The following is a 17,208-nucleotide window of genomic DNA, read 5'->3' as shown; positions in this document are numbered from 1 at the left end:
TGGGTTAGGAGGAGTGTTCCTCTTCGTTGGCCTGATACCGCGTCGCCTGCTGTTTCATAAACACCACTTCTTGCGGGCTGGACAGGCTCACTTCCTGCGCGCGCAGCAGCTTGAGGATATTGAACAGCAGTTCGCTCTTGGTGGCGCCGACCATGCGCGGGCTCGGCACGTAGCCAGTCACGCTCAGGATAATACCGTCCGGCCCCAGCTGGCTAAAGCGCACATAAGGTGCCGGCGTCTCCAGAATGGTTTCGTACTCGTTATAGGCGCTGAGCAAGATATTGCGCACCTGCTCCGGATCGATCGAGGTCGGGAACGTCAGCGCGATGGTCACTACCCCTTGCGCGTTGCCCATGGTGGCGTTGCGCACGTTCTGCGAGATCAGCTGCGAGTTCGGTACGATCATGGTGGAGCGGTCGCTGAGCTGGATTTCGGTGGCGCGCACGTTGATGCGCCGCACGTCGCCTTCCACGCCGCCGATGCCGATCATATCCCCGACCTTCACCGGGCGCTCGGTTAGCAGGATCAGGCCGGAAATAAAGTTCTTCACGATCTCCTGTAAACCGAAACCGATACCGACCGACAAGGCGCTGACGATCCACGCCAGGTTGCTCCACTGGATGCCGAGCGCCGCCAGGGTGATCAGAATCACCAGCACATAACCGATATTGCTGAACAGCGTCACCAGCGAGGCCCGGATGCCGACGTCCGAAATGGTTTTCGGCAGCAGCTCAGAGCCCAGCCAGCGCCGCACCGCGCGCAGAATGTAGATACCGATCGCCAGACAGATCACGGCGTTGAGCAGGTTGCCGGGCACGATGTTGAAACGCTGTAAGCCTTCGCCGGTCAGGATCGAGACGATTTTCTCCATCAGCGAGCCTGGCGTGGTGCTGCCGAACGAGCCGTTGAACAACGCGACGATCATCAACAGCAACAGCGAACATTTGGCCAGCGCGGTGGTGATGATCGCCACCTGCTCCAGATGGCGATCCTTGAAGCTGAGCGTTTTCTTCAGCATCTTGCCGCTGACGGTCTGCGGCGAAAACAGCGCGGCGCACAGGTCAGTGGCGAACAACACCATGAAGTAGAACGCCATCAGCACCAGCACCACCCAGATCAGCTGGTAGGTCAGGAAGCGGGCGAAGGCGATGTAACCCACAAGCAAGGAAAGCAGGATCACCACCGAACACACCAGGGTGACGATGTGCACCAGCCCGCCGACCAGCGTGCGTTTTTCCAGGTGCGCGCCCTGCTGCTCCAGACGGCGACGAATGCGCTGGCCGCGCAGCGGCGCCGCCAGCAGCACCATGCCGATCAATCCCGCTACCAGGCCGTTGCCGAAGATGGTGGTGGCCAATGAGGCGCTGACGACGTTGTTGATCAGCTCAACGGTGCCGAACGCCAGCGCCAGACCGGCCAGCAGCGGCGAGAAGTAACGCAGCCCGGCGGCCACTTCATTGTCCAGCGACGCCAAACGCCACGACGGACGATTCAGCGACAGCGCCGCACGCCCCAGCCCGGCGATCAGCGCGCAGAAAATCCCCAGACGGTTAAAGCCTTCGGCGAAGTCTTCCAGCATCACCGGCAGCGGCTGCACGCGGATAAAAACGTAATACAGCAAATTCAGCGCGATCGAGGTAGTGAACACCGTCACGGCCACGGTGATGATCGCCATAAAGCTGCGGCGCAGGCGCCCGTCCGGCAGGAAGCGAATGCTGACCCAGGCGAGGAAACGCTCGGACAAATAGCGCCCCCAGGACCAGACGATCACCGCCAGCGCCAGCAACGCCAGCGTGCCGTAACGCCATTCGTCCTGCCAACTGGCGTCCCAGGCCGCTTTCATCTCGGCGTTGAACTGGTCCAGCCGCTGCACGTCATCCGCTGACGGCTGCACCACCGGCGTCCAGAATTTGACGCCCAAAATGCTGCCGGTGTTCAGCGCCAGCTGGGTTTTAAACGCTACCCGCCGCAGATCGCTGATCTGCTGCCCCAGGTCGAAAGCGCTGGTCTTGATGGCCTGTGCACGTTTTACCGCATCGTCCAGCTGCTTCTTGCTGCTGTTCAGCGCATTACGCTGCTGGGCGACAGCCGGGGTTTCCGGCAGCGCGCCGGCCACCGGGGCCGGCCCCAGCACGTCCAGCTGTGCCTGCAGTTTTTCCTGCAGCGGCTGCAGATCGGCAGACAATTTATCCATGCTGGCGACCAGATCGTCGGTCGCCAGCCGCAGCTTGCTGAGCTGGGTGTCGGTGGTAGCCTTTGAAACCAGCTGCTTCATGCTGTCCAACTGCTTTTGCGCGGCTTTCAGCTGCGTAGCGGGATCGGGCGCGCTTTCGGCGGTGGGATCATCCTGGGGGGCGGCGACGGCGCCGAGCGGCGTCAGCTGCAAACCCAACAGCAATAACAACAACAGCAGGAACGAACGGGGCTTTAACATAAATTCAGTGCTCAGCATCATTATCTGATAGACAGACGAAAAGGCGGCGGATGAACCGTCGCTTAACCATAAACGCTAATTATAATAGCTGCTTAATGTCGGCCGAAATACAGTAATTATTCCCATTGTGTGCCACGCGCCCGTGCTCGCCTTAGCCTGCTGATTATTCAGGCGCTTTTACACTGGCGATACGGCATAAAGCGCTCTATACTCCAGCCACCGATTAACCTGCAACCAATAAAAGGAGACTTACTATGCTGACGTGTGAATTGGTTTTTCACTCACACTTCTTTGGTAATCGTCGCCGCTCAAGCATTACCGGTATCGTGCTGCGATAACCCAGCTTGAGCGAAGCTTACTAAAATCCAGGATCTTCCCTCCGGCTTACCGGGTTGTCGTCAGCGATGTTTGACGATAGGCATTGTCATGCCTGTAACTCTTGAGTAAGCAATGAGCACATTACTGTCTGCACAATCTGTCGGTTACGACAACGCGTTCGGCGTCCTGCTGAGCGAGATTTCCTTCAGCCTGAAAAAAGGCGACCGCATCGGTTTAATCGGCGATAACGGCTGCGGCAAAAGCACCCTGCTGCAAATTCTCAGCGGTGACCTACCTGCGCACACCGGTTCAGTGACATTGTCACACCAATGTCTGATGGCGCGCATCGAGCAGCACCTGCCGCCGGAGCTGCACGCCAGCACCCTGCTGGATGCGGTGCTGGCGCGGCTGCCTGCGGGCCAACACCTCAGTGAACGCTGGCGCTGTGAAGCGTTACTGGCCGAGCTGGGGTTTGAACCGGCGAGCTGGACGTTGACCGCCGGCACCCTCAGCGGCGGCCAGCATACGCGGCTGCTGTTGGCGCGCGCGTTGATCCGCCAACCCGATCTGCTGTTGCTCGACGAACCCAGCAACCACCTGGACCTGCCCACGCTGCTGTGGCTGGAACAGTTCTTGCGCAGCTGGGCCGGCAGCTTCGTGCTGGTGTCGCACGATCGCTACCTGCTCGATCAGGTGACTAACTGCACCTGGATCCTGCGCGACAAAACGCTGCAGTTCTTCCGTTTGCCCTGCTCTGCGGCGCGCACCGCGCTGGCGGAACAGGACGCCGCGGACGAACAGCGGCGCTACGCCGAGCAGAAAGAGATAGACCGGGTGGAAAAAAGCGCCAAACGCCTGGCGACCTGGGGCAAGGTCTACGACAACGAAGATCTGGCGCGCAAGGCCAAGCAAATGGAGAAGCGCGTCGATCGGTTGAAGGAAGAACAGACCACCCTGACCGCCGGCAGCCCGTGGCGGTTGCGGCTGCAGGGAGAAGCGCTGGATGCCGATCGCCTGCTGGCGCTGCCGCACTGGGCGGTGCGCCCGGCGCCGGATGCGCCGGTGCTGTTCAGCCTCGAACATCTGCGCGTGAAAAGCGGCGATCGCATCGCCATCGTCGGGCGCAACGGCTGCGGTAAATCGTCGCTGCTGCGCCTGTTGTGGCGTGAGTATCAGCAACAAACGGAGCGCCCGGCGCTGTTCCATCCGCGCGTGCGCATCGGCTATTACGATCAGAGCCTGCAACAGCTGCGCGATGAAGACACGTTGAGCGACGCGTTGGCGCAGTTTGCACCGCTGACCGAGGAACAGCGGAAACTGGCGCTGATCGGCGCCGGTTTTCCTTACCTGCGCCACCATCAGCAGATCCGTTCGCTGAGCGGTGGTGAGCGTTCGCGGCTGCTGTTCGTCGGTCTGACGCTGGCCAACCATTCGCTGCTGCTGCTGGACGAGCCCACCAACCACCTGGACATGGCGGGCAAAGAGGAGCTGGCGGAAACGCTGCGCCAGTTCCCCGGCGCCGTCATGCTGGTTACCCACGACAGGATGCTGATCGAACAGAGCTGCAACCGCTTTTGGCTGATCGACCAGCAAAAACTGGAGGAGTGGCACGATCTGGCGCCGGTGTATCAGCGCCTGGCGGGCGAAGCGCCGGCACTGCCGACGGCGGACAGGGCTAATGCTGATGGCCCGACGCCGGACGATCGATTGGAAGGCGAAGAAGCGCTGTTGACCGCCCTGTTTGCCCTCGAAAGCAAATTGGAGGCCGACCAGGCGCGCAAGCCGAAGCACCAGAAACCGGAGCTTCAGGCGCGCTGGCGCCGCGAGATTGCCGACATCACCGCCCGGTTGCATCTGGGCTAACCTTGACAGGCCGCCATCCGGCGGCCTGTTTTTTGATGGAGTGCGACATGGCATTTTCCCTTGAGCAAGCCTCACTCGCGCAGCGGCCACTGCTGGCGGCCATGCTGTCCGATTGCCTTCGCGAGTTGGGCGCCGATGGAGATTACCCCTATCTGCCGCTCTACTGGCGCGAGGTCGGCCGCTACCCTTATTTGATGTTGAGCGATCGGCAAACCGCCGGTTTCGCGTTGGTCAGGCGTCTGGATAGCGCCACCGTCGAAATGGCGGAGTTCTACATCAAACCCGAATGGCGACGCAACGGGCTGGGACAACGGGCCGCTCATTCCTTGTTCGCGCAGCATCCCGGCGGTTGGTCGCTGTCGGTCAGCCAGGATAATCCGCGCGGGCTGGCGTTTTGGCGCTCGGTAATACCGGCCGGGACCATGACTCAACCACTTTCGGCCCCCGATGCCATGATGCAGCTGCGCTTTTCATCCCCGCCGCCCTGAGCGACACATTACTTTCATCCTTTTATGGCAGAGTAAATCGATTCGTTCTTTGCTATCGAGCCTGCCATGACTTCACTTTCCCCACGGGACATCGAGGCGCGCTACCGCTTCGCGCGTGAGATCGCCCGCGCCGCCGCCGATCTCGCTTTCAGTTTTTATCAACGGCGGCAAAGCCTGGCGGTCGACTTTAAACAGGGGCTGCAGGACGTGGTCAGCGAAGCCGACCGCCGCGTCGAAGCGCTGATCCGCCGCATGATCAATCGCCGGTTTCCCCAGGATGGCTTTCTCGGCGAAGAGAGCGGCAGCAGCGGCGAGCACGCCGCCTGCGTTTGGGTCGTCGATCCTATCGATGGCACCGCCTGCTTCCTGAACGGATTGCATACCTGGTGTATCGCGATAGGCGTGGTGATCGACGGCGAGCCGACGATCGGTGTGGTCTACGATCCCAACCACCGCGAGATGTTCCGCGCCTGCCGCGGCGGCGGCGCCTTCCTCAACGGGGAACCGATAGGCGTGCATGCCGGGCGCAGCGTTGCGGATGGCGTGATGGGCGTCGGGATATCACCACGCGCCTCGGCGGCGGAATTCAGCGGCTTTCTCTGTCGCCTGCTGCAGGCGGGAGGAATGTTTGTGCGCAGCGGCTCCGGCGCGTTGATGACCGCCCAGGTGGCCGCCGGACGGCTGCTGGGCTATTACGAACCGCACATGAATGCCTGGGACAGTCTGCCTGGACTGGTGCTGACGCGCGAAGCCGGCGGCGTGGCGAATGACTTTATGCACAACAACGGGCTGCGGCGCGGCAACCCGCTGCTGCTGGCCAACGCGGTGCTCTATCCGCAGTTGGCCGAGCTGATTCAAATGCCGGGCTTGATCGGCTCGACGTGCCCTATCGCGCGCGTGATGGCCGGATAAAGCGCGCGCAGCCGCCGCTCGACCCGATCGACCGCATCGTGCGCGGCGGCGATGGTTACCGCCGGCGACACGCGGCAGTGGAAGTTGACGATGATGCCGCCGTCGGTCTTGCGCGCACGGATGTTGTGTACGTCTTGCACATTCTCCCCCTGCTCCAGCGCCGATTGCAGGATACGGCGAATAGCGGCCAGCTCCACCGCATCGACATCCTCGCTGGTCAGCCAGTGCGGCGTCTGCGGCTCCAGGTGCGTCTCTATTTCAGTGTCTTCGCCGATCGCCTGGCGCAGGATCCCTTCTATTTCCGTGGCGATGTCATGCGCCTGCGCCACGCTGACGTGGGCCGGCACCGCCAAATCCATGCCGATCGCCATACGCGTCGGCAACTGCTGCAAGGTCACATTCTGCACCTGCGCGCCGTGGTTGGCGGCAATCGCCCGAATGCGCGTCGCCATGTCTTCGTCGCTGCGGGTCTGCGGCACCGCGATGACGGTGAATTCCGCCCTGGCGTACTGCTCCCGCAGCCGTTCGATGATTTCTCGCTTCAACGTATCGATGCGCTCCAGCGGCAAGGTGCGGCACACCGCCACCGTGATCTCGACAAACATTACGGCGCCGGCGTTGCGAATGCGCACGCTGTCGCAGGCCAGCACCGCCGGAAAGCTGTCCAGCGTGGCGCGAATCGCTTCGGTGGCTCCGGCGGGCGCAGTATCCATCAACGAGTCGAAGGAGCGTTTACCGAGCTTGATTGCGGCGACAAAGATAAAACCGGCGACGATCAGCGCGGCGATGGCGTCCGCACGGCCAAAGCCTAGCAGCACAAACACCATGCCCAGCAGCACCACGCCGGATGAAAGCATGTCGGAGAAGAAATGCAGCGCATCCGCCTCCAGCGCCGCGCTGTCGGTGGCTTTGGCGACGCGGTTGAGCGCCCGCACGCGGAAGAAATCGACGCAGATGGAGATCAGCAACACCGCGATCACCACCGGCGCCGCGACGATCTCATGCGGTTGCCCGAGCAGGCTGCTGCCCGCCTCATAGACAATCCAACCGGCGGCGCCCAGCAACAACAGCACTTCGAACAGCGCCGCCAGGTTTTCCACTTTGCCGTGGCCGAAGTGGTGATCGTCATCGGCGGGTTTATCGCTGATGCGCACCGCCAGCCAGGTGATGCTGGTGGCGATAAAATCGGTGAAAGAGTGGATCCCTTCGGATATCAGGCCAATACTGCCGGTAAAAATGCCGGCGACGAATTTGCCCGTGGCCAGCACCCCGCTGGCAATCATCGAGTTTCTGGCCACGGCCTGTTTTTCATTCTGCATGATGCTGCTCACATTCAGACGGTGATTTATTTTTTTACTTTAGCGGATAATTGCCAGACAAAGGCGATCAGCAGCATACTGCCAGAGAATGTCAGCATGAGGCTAGTAAGAAAATTGGATTTTCCGGTGGAATAAAAATAAATCTCATTAACGCCCACCGAGATCATTAAAATGGCGTAGAGCAATCCCAAAATAAGAATCGTCATTATTATCAACTCCCGTATCAGGCCGCGCGTTCAGCGCGCCACTAAATCCTCCCCATAATAAATAGCGGTTACGGGGAGGATGCATCTAGGCGGATCTTTAGCGTTCATCAATCATCCCATTTGGTGCTCATATAGGCCGCCAACAGGCCCAGCGAGCTGATCATTGCCAGGAATCCCATAAAAATAGTCATGTTTCCCATTATTTTGTCCTCAGGTTAAATGTTATCGATAAAAGCCCCTTGCGTTAAATATCGGGGTTGGTCGGTATCCATGGTTTTTTAACGTCCTCCTCTTTTTGGCAACATTCCCGCGCTTTCAAGCGCGGGACCCGTTTAAATTCCCAGGACGTGCTGGGCGATTTTGAAATAAATAATCAGGCCGGTGCCGTCGATAAAGGTGGCGATAAACGGCGCCGACACCACCGCTGGATCGATACCGAGCCGTTTCAGCAGCATCGGGATGATCGACGAAACAATGGCGCTCCATACGGTGATCGCCACCAGCGACAGGCTGACCACCAGCGTCACCTCCATGCCGACGCCCATGATCCAGGCGCGCACCCAGGCCGCCAGACCGATGGTGACGGCGATCAGCAGCGAGGTCGTGACCTCTTTGCGGATCACCGCGCCCAGATTGCGCAGGCTGACCTCGCCCAGCGCCATAGCACGCACCAGCGTCGAGGTGATCTGGGTGCCGCTGTTGCCGCCGGTGCCGATCAGCAACGGGATGAAGAACGCCAGCGCAATCGCCGCTTCGAGCTGATCTTCAAACGCTTTCAGCACGTTGCCGGTGTAAGCTTCGGCCACGAACAACATCAGCAGCCACACCGAGCGTTTGCGCCACAGCGCCCACGGGCTGGTCTCCAGATAAGGCTTGTCCAGCGGCAGGCTCGCGCCCTGACGCTGCGCGTCTTCGGTGTTTTCATCTTCGACCAGCCGAGCGATCTCGCGCTCGCCCAGCACGCCGACCAGCGTGTTGTTCGCCACGACCGGCACCACGTCCAAACCGCCTTTGCCGAGCAGATGCGCCACGTCGTTGCGATCGTCGTCGGGTGAAACCTGGAAATAGCTGTAATCCATCATTACGCCGACCGCTTTATCCTCATCGTCGCACTGCAGCAGTTTTTTCACCGACAGCGTGCCGCGCAAATGATAGTCGTCCGCGGTAATAAAGACCCGGGTGGGAATTTCGTCCGTTTTTAGCTGCGAAAGTAAATATTCCCGGGCATGCGTGACCGTCATCGTCGCGGGAACGGTAATAAAATCGGCGTTCATATAACCGGCAACTGAAGTTTCATCGAGAGTTTCAGTCGCGCGCAGCGCCGGAGAAGAAGAGTATTGATGTGACTTGATCATTTTGTCAGTCCCTATTTCTGTTGTGAACTTCAACAGCGAATCGCATAGGGGCGTAACCACAGAGGGAGTGCAGACTGCCTATCTCCGCGTCCAGGTTTTAGCACTATACAACGTATCCGAATTGTTGCTCGGAAGTTACTTTGGGCTGAACCTTAATCCGATAAAGCCTGTCTTAACCTTGGGCATCTCTCGATGTCGTCAGATCAGTAACCTGTGTTTGTATAGGAGCCTCGCCAAACGAGATACTGCATATAAACTACCGGCGCAGTATAGGCGTTGTTTTATCCGGCGGGAAGAAAAGATTGCCCGTCGTTTATGGAGTATTTAGGATAATTTTATTAAATGTGAATCTATAAAAACGGCTGATATAAATCAGCCGTTTTTTTATTTCTCAGTGCGCGAGAATGTAGACGTTTTTATCGTATAGTGCGCCCTGACGGGTAAAGTCGATCCCCTTCACGTAAGGTTTGACCAGCGTGGCGTTGGCTTCGTAGTACACCGGCGCGACCGGCGTATCGACGGCCAGCACCGCCTCGGCCTGCTGGAAATACTGCTGCACCTGCTGCGGTGTCGGCGCCGCCGTCGCCTGATGCAGAATGCGATCGTACTCCGGATTGCGGTATTTGGGGCTGTTTTCGCTGCTGTCGGAACGGAACACGTTCAGGAAAGTAGACGGATCGTTGTAATCCGCCAGCCATCGAGTAAAGGCCACGCCGTACTGCCCGCGGTTGATATTATCCAGCGTCACTTTACGCTCCTGGCTTTGCAAGGTGGCCTCTACCCCGAGGTTCTTTTTCCACATGGCGGCGGCGGCGATGACGATCTTCTTGATGGTGGCGTCGTTACTGTACAGCACGGTAAAGCGCAGCGGATGCTCGGCGTTGAAACCGGCCTGCGCCAGCAGTTGCTTCGCCTGGGCGTGCCGTTGTTCCGGCGTCCAGCCGGCCGCGGCACCGGGCTGCAGGCGATAGCCGCCCGCCCCCGTTGGGGTAAAGGTCCAGGCCGGCTGCTGGCCATATCCCAGCACCTTGCCGGCGATGATCTCTTTATCCAGCGCCAGATTCAGCGCCTGACGCACCCGCACGTCGTTGAACGGCGCCTGGCGGTTGTTGAAGGCGAAATAGCTGGTGGAGAGCAGCGGATAGGTCACCAGCTGTTGCTCACCGAGCGTTTTTTTCAGCTGCTGATACAGCTCCGGCGGCGTGGTATACCCCAATTCCACCTCGCCGGCGCGAAAACGCGCCACTTCCGGGAATCCCTGTATCGGCAAGAACGTCACCTTGTTGAGCACGGTGTTGGCGTTATCCCAATACTGCGGATTGCGTTCCACCACCACCTTTTCGTTCACCACCCACTGGCTGAGGCGGAACGCGCCGTTGCCGACAAAATGCGCCGGTTGAGTCCAGTTTTTGCCGTACTGCTCCACCACCTTGCGGTTAACCGGCAAGACCGGAAAATGCACCAGTTGTTTGAGCAGATAGGAGTTGGGCTCCGACAGCGTCACCTGCAGGGTGTGCGCATCTAGCGCCTTGACGCCCAGCTCGCTCGGCGGCTTGCTGCCGGCGTTGATCGCCGCCGCGTTCAGCACGTAGGCCGAAGCCAGATAGCTGCCGTACGGCGACGCGGTTTTCGGATCGGTGAGGCGCTGCCAACTGTAGACGAAATCGTCGGCGGTGACCGGATCGCCGTTCGACCACGTGGCCTGCGGCCGCAGATGGAAAGTCCAGACGTTGCCCTGGTGCTCCCACTTCTGTGCCAGCGCCGGGATCACTTCGCCGTCTTTTCCGACGCGCAGCAAGCCTTCGAACAGATCGTTGAAGATGTAGAACTCCACATTGCTCTCGGCCAGGTTTGGATCCAGCGTCGCCGGTTCATACCCGTTGGCGCGCACCAGTTCTTGCGCCGCCGCCAGTTTAGCGCCCGCCGGCACCTCGGCCGCCTGTGCGACCGTCGCGTTAAAAGCCAGGATGATTAAACCAGCCAATTTCTTGCTATTGAATGAATATTTCACGTCGATATCCCTGATGAGTGTTTTATCGCGTTCAATATGCAATGAGGCAGTGGAATAAATTAAATCATTAATCGCTATGAGTCATAACCAAAAGCGGTGTTGAATTTCTTTCATTATCAAAGGAGTACTGGTGACGGAACGATAAAGAACACGAGGATAAACGCGGAGACCGGCATTGCCGCCGGGAACGCCGTGAATCGGCGGTGACATAAATTCAGGCAATCAATATAGATTATTCCAGCCGAAGCTTAACGTATCCTTAGGGCAATTCATTTTGTGAGCGATCGTCAAAAATAATTTAATACGAATCGTTTTCACTATCATTATTGATGTTCTTGGCTAAAATCGGCCTGCTTGCGCTTGCCAGGCGATATTCGTTTTCTTCATTCGAACGCTAAAAAGGATAACTGCATGAAGCTGCGTATTTCATCTCTCGGCCCCGTCGCCCTGCTCGCCTCCTCGATGATGCTGGCCTTTGGCGCTCAGGCGGCCTCCGCCGACCAGGGCATCGTTATTTACAACGCCCAGCATGAAAATCTGGTGAAATCCTGGGTCGACGGGTTTACCAAAGACACCGGCATCAAAGTCACGCTGCGCAACGGCGGCGACAGCGAGCTGGGCAATCAGCTGGTGCAGGAAGGCAGCGCCTCGCCTGCCGACGTGTTCCTGACGGAAAACTCCCCGGCGATGGTGTTGGTGGATAATGCCAAGCTGTTCGCCCCGCTGGACGCCACGACGTTGGCCCAGGTAGAGCCGCAATATCGCCCCAGCCACGGCCGCTGGACCGGCATCGCCGCCCGCTCTACCGTGTTCGTCTACAACCCGGCCAAACTGACCGACGCGCAGTTGCCGAAGTCGCTGCTGGATCTGGCCAAGCCGGAATGGAAAGGCCGCTGGGCCGCTTCACCATCGGGCGCCGATTTCCAGGCGATCGTCAGCGCGCTGCTGGCGCTGAAAGGCGAGAAAGCCACGCTGGAGTGGCTGAAAGCGATGAAAACCAATTTCACCGCCTATAAGGGCAACAGCACGGTGATGAAAGCGGTCAATGCCGGCCAGATCGACAGCGGCGTGATCTATCATTACTACCCGTTCGTCGACGGCGCTAAAACCGGCGAGAACAGCAACAACATCAAGCTGTATTACTTCAAACATCAGGATCCGGGCGCATTCGTCAGCATCTCCGGCGGCGGCGTGCTGGCTTCCAGCAAGCATCAGCAGCAGGCGCAGGCCTTCATCAAGTGGATCACCGGCAAACAGGGCCAGGAGATCCTGCGCACCAACAATGCCTTCGAATACGCCGTCGGCGTCGGTGCGGCCTCCAACCCGAAACTGGTGCCGCTGAAAGATCTGGACGCACCGAAAGTAGACGCCGCGCAGCTGAACAGTAAAAAAGTGGTCGAACTGATGACCGAGGCCGGCCTGCTGTAAGGCCCGCCGGCAAACCGAGAGTTTTTGATCGTTATGTCAAACCTGAGTACCCACGCCGCGCAGACCGCGCGGCGTTATTCTGTTGTCCCCCGTCACCCGCGGCCAGGGGCGATCGTGGTGGCCAGCGCCGTGCTGCTGTCGCTGCTGGCGCTGTTGCCGCTGGGATTCGTTATCGGCGTGGCGTTTGAAACCGGCTGGCAAACGGTCAAAGCACTGGTTTTCCGCCCACGCGTGGCGGAACTGCTGTTGAACACCCTGCTGTTGGTGGTGTTGACGCTGCCGATCTGCGCCGTGCTGGGCGTGGCCCTGGCCTGGTTGACCGAACGCACCACGCTGCCGGGCCGCCGTCTCTGGGCGGTATTGGCGACCGCGCCGCTGGCGGTGCCGGCCTTCGTGCAAAGCTATGCCTGGATCAGCCTGGTGCCGTCGATGCACGGCCTGGGCGCCGGCGTTTTCATCTCGGTGCTCGCTTATTTCCCGTTTATCTACCTGCCGGCCGCCGCCGTGCTGCGCCGCCTGGATCCCGGTATCGAAGACGTCGCTACCTCGCTTGGTTCCCGGCCGCCGGCGGTGTTTTTCCGCGTGGTGCTGCCGCAGCTGAAGCTGGCGGTCTGGGGCGGTTCGTTGCTGATCGCGCTGCACCTGCTGGCGGAGTATGGCCTGTACGCCATGATCCGTTTCGATACCTTTACCACCGCGATTTTCGATCAGTTCCAGTCGACCTTCAACGGCCCGGCGGCCAACATGCTGGCCGGCGTGTTGGTGCTGTGCTGCCTGGGGTTACTGTTGCTTGAGGCGATAAGCCGCGGCCGCGCGCGCTATGCCCGCGTCGGTTCCGGCAGCGCCCGCAGCCAAACGCCGCGTCGCCTGTCAGCGCCGTTCGCCGCACTGGCGCTGCTGCTGCCGATCGCGCTGACCGCGTTGGCGCTGGGCGTGCCTTTCATCACCCTGGCCCGCTGGCTTTGGCTGGGTGGATTCGAGGTGTGGCGTAACGCCGAGCTGTGGCCCGCGCTGTGGCAAACGCTGTCGCTGTCCGCCGCTGGCGCATTGTTGATTACGCTGTGCGCCATTCCGATGGCCTGGCTGTCGGTACGCTATCCGGCCCGGCTGTATCGGGTGCTGGAAGGCTGCAACTACGTGACCAGCTCGCTGCCTGGTATCGTGGTGGCGCTGGCGCTGGTGACCATCACCATTCACAGCTTCCGGCCGATTTACCAGACCGAAATCACCCTGCTGCTGGCATATCTACTGATGTTTATGCCGCGGGCGCTGATCAATCTGCGCGCCGGTATCGCACAGGCGCCGGTGGAATTGGAAAACGTGGCGCGCAGCCTCGGCAAATCGCCGGCGCAGGCGCTGTGGAGCACCACGCTGCGGCTGGCGGCGCCGGGCGCCGCTGCGGGCGCCGCGCTGGTGTTTCTGGCGATCGCCAATGAACTGACCGCCACGCTGCTGCTGGCGCCGAACGGCACCCGCACGCTGGCCACTGGATTTTGGGCGCTGACCAGCGAGATAGACTATGTCGCCGCCGCGCCTTATGCGCTGATTATGGTGGCGCTGTCGCTGCCGCTCACCTGGCTTCTTTACTCTCAATCTAAACGTACGGCGGGACTATGAGCACGCTCGAACTGCACGGTATCGGAAAATCTTACAATGCCATCAGGGTGCTGGAACACATCGACCTGCAGGTTGCCGCCGGCAGCCGCACGGCGATCGTCGGCCCTTCCGGCTCCGGCAAAACCACCCTGCTGCGCATCATCGCCGGCTTTGAAATCCCCGACGGCGGCCAGATCCTGCTGCAAGGGCAAGCCATGGGCAACGGCGGCGGCTGGGTGCCGGCGCATCTGCGCGGCATCGGCTTCGTCCCGCAGGATGGCGCACTGTTCCCGCACTTTACCGTTGCCGGCAACATCGGTTTTGGCCTTAAAGGCAGCAAACGCGAGAAACAGCACCGTATTGAGGCGCTGATGGAAATGGTAGCGCTGGATCGCCGCCTGGCCGCGCTGTGGCCGCACGAGTTGTCCGGCGGACAGCAGCAGCGGGTCGCGCTGGCGCGCGCTTTGTCGCAACAACCTCGGCTGATGTTGCTGGATGAGCCGTTCTCGGCGTTGGATACCGGCCTGCGCGCCGCCACCCGCAAAGCGGTGGCCGAACTGCTGACGGAGGCCAAAGTGGCGTCGATTCTGGTTACGCACGATCAGAGCGAGGCGCTGTCGTTCGCCGATCAGGTGGCGGTGATGCGCAACGGCCGGCTGGCGCAGGTGGGCGCGCCGCAAGATCTCTATCTGCGCCCGGTCGATGAACCGACCGCCAGTTTCCTTGGCGAAACGCTGGTGCTGACCGCCGAACTGGCGCAGGGCTGGGCAGACTGCGCATTGGGGCGCATCGCCGTCGACGATCGCCAACGCAGCGGCTCAGCGCGCATCATGCTGCGCCCGGAGCAGATTCAAATCGGTTTGTCTGATCCGGCGCAGCGCGGCCAGGCGGTGATCACCGGCATCGATTTCGCCGGCTTCGTCTCCACCCTCAATCTGCAAATGGCGGCCACCGGCGCACAGCTCGAGATCAAAACCGTCAGCCGCGAAGGCCTGCGGCCCGGTGCACAAGTCAATCTCAACGTGATGGGCCAGGCGCATATTTTCGCCGGCTGACTCTCTTGTGGCCGGGCTGCTCCGGCCTCCTCAGCGGCAAACCTTGTCGCGGCGCGGCTTTTTCGGCGCCAGCAGATACTCCACCACGCTTTCGTCAACGCAGCTGTCGATGCCGTTCAGCGCCAGCGTATGTCCGTCGCGTTCGCGGGTGATCAGCGGGCTTTTAAAGGCGGCGGCCATCACCTGGGCGTTGCGGTACGGCGTGGTCGGATCGTAGCGCTGGGCGACGAACAGCAGCGGCGGCAGCGCGGCGGACGCCACCGGGGTGTGCGGCCGATCTTTGCCGCGGTACGGCCACAGATCGCACATTTCCAGCGGATACTCGTGTAGCGGCAGGTAGTGAGCGTACAAAGCGGCGGTATTGATCTCCTGCCGCTGCCTGCGCAACTGCTGCGGATCGGCTGTCGGGTTGGCGACGTCGGCGCAGGTGATGACGTTCAGGGCGTCATCGGCATCCGGCGAATAGCTTTCGTCAATCAGATCGGAAACCTGCTGCCCGGCGATGCCGGCATCGAGTTGACGCAGCACGGTCGCCAGCTCATGCCAGCGCTCCGGCCACAGCAGCAGCGAACGCGTGACCGTCAGCACATCGTCGGCGGAGATTTCATAGCCCGCGGCGGTAACGAACGGTTGATCGTGCAGCTTGCGCAGTAAGGCATGATAGCGCTGCAGCGCCTGATTAGCGCCGCCGCCCAGCTGGCAGCTGTCGGTTTTGCCGCAGTAGGCGGCGAAGCGCAGGAAGCTTTGCTGGAAGCCCCGCTCCTGGTTCATGCGCTGGGTGAAATCGTCCTCCGCCAGATCCACCACCCCGTCCAGCACCAGCGCGCGCGTCTTCTTCGGAAAACGTTCGGCATACAGCGCCGCCACCTTGGTGCCGTAAGAGTATGCCACCGCCGTCAGCCCCGGTTCGCCCAGCGCGTGGCGGATTGCGTTCAGATCGTTGACCGCCTCGTCGGTGCCGATGTGTTGCAACACGTCCGCGCCGGTTTGTTTGATGCAGGCGGCAATCAGGGTGCGCGTCTGATTCTCCGCGCCGGCCACGTCGTTATCGTCCGGCGTCGGGGTTTCGTCGCCTTCGGCCAGTTGACAAGAAATTTTCGGCGTCGACTGACCGACGCCGCGCGGATCGTAACCGATGATATCGTAGGATTTTCGCAGCTTGGCGACGTGGGCGTCGTTGCCCAGATAGGGGTTGATGCCCGGCAGGCCTGGGCCCCCGCTGATCATCACTACGCTGCCCTTTTTCGGCCCGGTGGCGGGCTGCAGGGTCAGTGCCAGACGCACGGTCTGTTCGCCCGCCTGCGCCGCATGGGCGGGCGGCGTGGCGTAGGCTAACGGCACCTCGAGGTAACCGCAGCGCAGCCCCGGCGGTGGCGCCTCATCGAACCAGCGCTGAAAACCGCTGTTGAGACAAGATTGCCAACGAATGCCGTTCTCGACCGCCATGCCGTGAGCCGCCGGCTTGGCCAGGGCGGGCAACGCGGCGGCGGTCGCGGCGAACAGCGCCAGAATACGCAGTACTGACATGGGGAGTCCTTTCAACTCAACGAATCGGTCAAAGGGTAAAGATACTCGGTTAAACCGCTAGCCAATAGAACATAAAAAAACGCGCGGGTGAAGCCGACGCCGTGCGTATGGAAAGACTTTTCTTTGCTCAGATTGATCTTATAACGCACAGAATGCTGCAAAAAATGCCATTCACCTGCTAGGCTTAGTGTTCGTTAACCCACAAGGAACAGGAGAGCAGCATGTTTGGTAAAGCGGAAGACAAAGCCAATGAAGCCGCAGGCGCGGTACAAGAAGCGTTCGGCAAAGCCGTTGATTCGCCGGAGCATCAGGTGCGCGGCGCGGCGCGCAAATACGCCTCCCAGGCCAGCTATGCCGCCCGTGACGCAGCGGACAGCGTAAGAACGCAGGTGGAAGCCAACCCGCTGGCCGGCGTAGCCGTTGCAGCAGCGGTCGGCATCGTTTTCGGCTTCCTGCTGGGACGCAAATAAGCGGCGAATGCGCCCTACGACAATAGGCCCGTTACGGGCCTTTTTTTTCGCCCTTTTCTGCACCGGCGCCGTTATGCGCGCAAACTTTCATCTATCACAGCCATCGCTTAAAAAAACTAACGCCTTCAACTACGATTAGTTTGTGACCAGAGCGAGGCTCTGCAATCCGGCGGATAACCCTATGAGGATTATCATCATTATCCATGCTGTTTAAGCCGCTCTCCTT

At 60.4% G+C, this 17,208-nt stretch carries 14 protein-coding genes and 1 riboswitch; of the genes, 7 read left to right on the top strand and 7 right to left on the bottom strand.

Translation table 11 applies throughout. The features are described 5' to 3' along the window. Window positions 1-4: 4 nt before the first annotated feature. Window positions 5-2,434, bottom strand: coding sequence for a DUF3772 domain-containing protein (locus N6G83_RS05390; protein WP_025302910.1), 2,430 nt, complete (start codon window positions 2,432-2,434; stop codon window positions 5-7). 450 nt (window positions 2,435-2,884) lie between these two features. Between N6G83_RS05390 and N6G83_RS05385 the strand changes: the two genes are divergently transcribed. The 3 genes from N6G83_RS05385 to N6G83_RS05375 all read left to right on the top strand — a co-directional run bounded on the left by N6G83_RS05385 (window position 2,885) and on the right by N6G83_RS05375 (window position 6,015). Further along, a complete protein-coding gene (locus N6G83_RS05385; protein WP_141998142.1) occupies window positions 2,885-4,615 on the top strand; it encodes an ABC-F family ATP-binding cassette domain-containing protein in 1,731 nt (576 codons plus the stop codon). A 47-nt stretch (window positions 4,616-4,662) separates the two neighbouring features. Then, window positions 4,663-5,103, top strand: a complete 441-nt coding sequence (locus N6G83_RS05380) for a GNAT family N-acetyltransferase (protein WP_025302912.1) — start codon at window positions 4,663-4,665, stop codon at window positions 5,101-5,103. Between the two features lie 66 nt (window positions 5,104-5,169). Next, entirely contained in the window at window positions 5,170-6,015 is an 846-nt protein-coding gene (locus N6G83_RS05375; RefSeq protein WP_025302913.1) for an inositol monophosphatase family protein, read from the top strand. Here N6G83_RS05375 and N6G83_RS05370 read toward each other — a convergent pair. The 5 genes from N6G83_RS05370 to N6G83_RS05350 all read right to left on the bottom strand — a co-directional run bounded on the left by N6G83_RS05370 (window position 5,958) and on the right by N6G83_RS05350 (window position 10,906). After that, window positions 5,958-7,334: a cation diffusion facilitator family transporter gene (locus tag N6G83_RS05370; protein ID WP_025302914.1), complete on the bottom strand. Its 1,377-nt coding sequence runs from the start codon at window positions 7,332-7,334 to the stop codon at window positions 5,958-5,960. The genes N6G83_RS05375 and N6G83_RS05370 overlap by 58 nt on opposite strands. 26 nt (window positions 7,335-7,360) lie before the next feature. After that, window positions 7,361-7,540: a hypothetical protein gene (locus N6G83_RS05365; protein WP_025302915.1), complete on the bottom strand. Its 180-nt coding sequence runs from the start codon at window positions 7,538-7,540 to the stop codon at window positions 7,361-7,363. Window positions 7,541-7,647: 107 nt separating this feature from the next. Beyond that, window positions 7,648-7,740: a protein MgtS gene (gene mgtS, locus N6G83_RS05360; protein ID WP_004938109.1), complete on the bottom strand. Its 93-nt coding sequence runs from the start codon at window positions 7,738-7,740 to the stop codon at window positions 7,648-7,650. 132 nt (window positions 7,741-7,872) lie between these two features. Further along, complete coding sequence (locus tag N6G83_RS05355) at window positions 7,873-8,895, bottom strand: magnesium transporter (protein WP_025302916.1); 1,023 nt, start codon at window positions 8,893-8,895, stop codon at window positions 7,873-7,875. A 75-nt stretch (window positions 8,896-8,970) separates the two neighbouring features. Further along, window positions 8,971-9,144, bottom strand: a riboswitch (M-box (ykoK) riboswitch). A gap of 142 nt (window positions 9,145-9,286) precedes the next feature. Further along, window positions 9,287-10,906, bottom strand: a complete 1,620-nt coding sequence (locus tag N6G83_RS05350; RefSeq protein WP_038630271.1) for an ABC transporter substrate-binding protein — start codon at window positions 10,904-10,906, stop codon at window positions 9,287-9,289. Between the two features lie 411 nt (window positions 10,907-11,317). On the opposite strand from N6G83_RS05350, the gene N6G83_RS05345 reads away from it, so the two are divergent. The 3 genes from N6G83_RS05345 to N6G83_RS05335 are packed head-to-tail and all read left to right on the top strand — an operon-like array spanning window position 11,318 to window position 14,985. Beyond that, the gene (locus N6G83_RS05345) at window positions 11,318-12,334 is read left to right on the top strand and encodes an iron ABC transporter substrate-binding protein (protein ID WP_025302918.1); all 1,017 of its coding nucleotides are present in this window, start codon (window positions 11,318-11,320) and stop codon (window positions 12,332-12,334) included. A gap of 33 nt (window positions 12,335-12,367) precedes the next feature. Beyond that, window positions 12,368-13,951, top strand: coding sequence for an ABC transporter permease (locus N6G83_RS05340; RefSeq protein ID WP_025302919.1), 1,584 nt, complete (start codon window positions 12,368-12,370; stop codon window positions 13,949-13,951). Beyond that, the gene (locus N6G83_RS05335; RefSeq protein WP_025302920.1) at window positions 13,948-14,985 is read left to right on the top strand and encodes an ABC transporter ATP-binding protein; all 1,038 of its coding nucleotides are present in this window, start codon (window positions 13,948-13,950) and stop codon (window positions 14,983-14,985) included. Before N6G83_RS05340 ends, N6G83_RS05335 begins: the two co-directional genes overlap by 4 nt. A 30-nt stretch (window positions 14,986-15,015) precedes the next feature. Here N6G83_RS05335 and N6G83_RS05330 read toward each other — a convergent pair whose 3' ends face one another. Then, a complete protein-coding gene (locus N6G83_RS05330) occupies window positions 15,016-16,512 on the bottom strand; it encodes an alpha/beta hydrolase (RefSeq protein WP_025302921.1) in 1,497 nt (498 codons plus the stop codon). Window positions 16,513-16,733: 221 nt separating this feature from the next. Between N6G83_RS05330 and N6G83_RS05325 the strand changes: the two genes are divergently transcribed. Beyond that, the gene (locus N6G83_RS05325) at window positions 16,734-16,982 is read left to right on the top strand and encodes a CsbD family protein (protein WP_016927634.1); all 249 of its coding nucleotides are present in this window, start codon (window positions 16,734-16,736) and stop codon (window positions 16,980-16,982) included. Window positions 16,983-17,208 lie beyond the last annotated feature (226 nt).

It is taken from the genome of Serratia sp. PL7 (genome assembly GCF_945957435.1).
Note: the sequence above shows the minus strand (reverse complement) of the source record. Positions and strands in the feature narration are given on the sequence as shown.

What these genes read in the sequence shown, in the direction of transcription:
- N6G83_RS05380 (WP_025302912.1), top strand. Translation starts at nt 4,663, where the DNA reads ATGGCATTTTCCCTTGAGCAAGCCTCACTCGCGCAGCGGCCACTGCTG.
- N6G83_RS05325 (WP_016927634.1), top strand. Translation starts at nt 16,734, where the DNA reads ATGTTTGGTAAAGCGGAAGACAAAGCCAATGAAGCCGCAGGCGCGGTA.
- N6G83_RS05355 (WP_025302916.1), bottom strand. Translation starts at nt 8,895, where the DNA reads ATGATCAAGTCACATCAATACTCTTCTTCTCCGGCGCTGCGCGCGACT.
- N6G83_RS05330 (WP_025302921.1), bottom strand. Translation starts at nt 16,512, where the DNA reads ATGTCAGTACTGCGTATTCTGGCGCTGTTCGCCGCGACCGCCGCCGCG.
- mgtS (WP_004938109.1), bottom strand. Translation starts at nt 7,740, where the DNA reads ATGGGAAACATGACTATTTTTATGGGATTCCTGGCAATGATCAGCTCG.
- N6G83_RS05340 (WP_025302919.1), top strand. Translation starts at nt 12,368, where the DNA reads ATGTCAAACCTGAGTACCCACGCCGCGCAGACCGCGCGGCGTTATTCT.
- N6G83_RS05345 (WP_025302918.1), top strand. Translation starts at nt 11,318, where the DNA reads ATGAAGCTGCGTATTTCATCTCTCGGCCCCGTCGCCCTGCTCGCCTCC.
- N6G83_RS05335 (WP_025302920.1), top strand. Translation starts at nt 13,948, where the DNA reads ATGAGCACGCTCGAACTGCACGGTATCGGAAAATCTTACAATGCCATC.
- N6G83_RS05365 (WP_025302915.1), bottom strand. Translation starts at nt 7,540, where the DNA reads ATGACGATTCTTATTTTGGGATTGCTCTACGCCATTTTAATGATCTCG.
- N6G83_RS05390 (WP_025302910.1), bottom strand. Translation starts at nt 2,434, where the DNA reads ATGTTAAAGCCCCGTTCGTTCCTGCTGTTGTTGTTATTGCTGTTGGGT.
- N6G83_RS05370 (WP_025302914.1), bottom strand. Translation starts at nt 7,334, where the DNA reads ATGCAGAATGAAAAACAGGCCGTGGCCAGAAACTCGATGATTGCCAGC.
- N6G83_RS05385 (WP_141998142.1), top strand. Translation starts at nt 2,885, where the DNA reads ATGAGCACATTACTGTCTGCACAATCTGTCGGTTACGACAACGCGTTC.
- N6G83_RS05375 (WP_025302913.1), top strand. Translation starts at nt 5,170, where the DNA reads ATGACTTCACTTTCCCCACGGGACATCGAGGCGCGCTACCGCTTCGCG.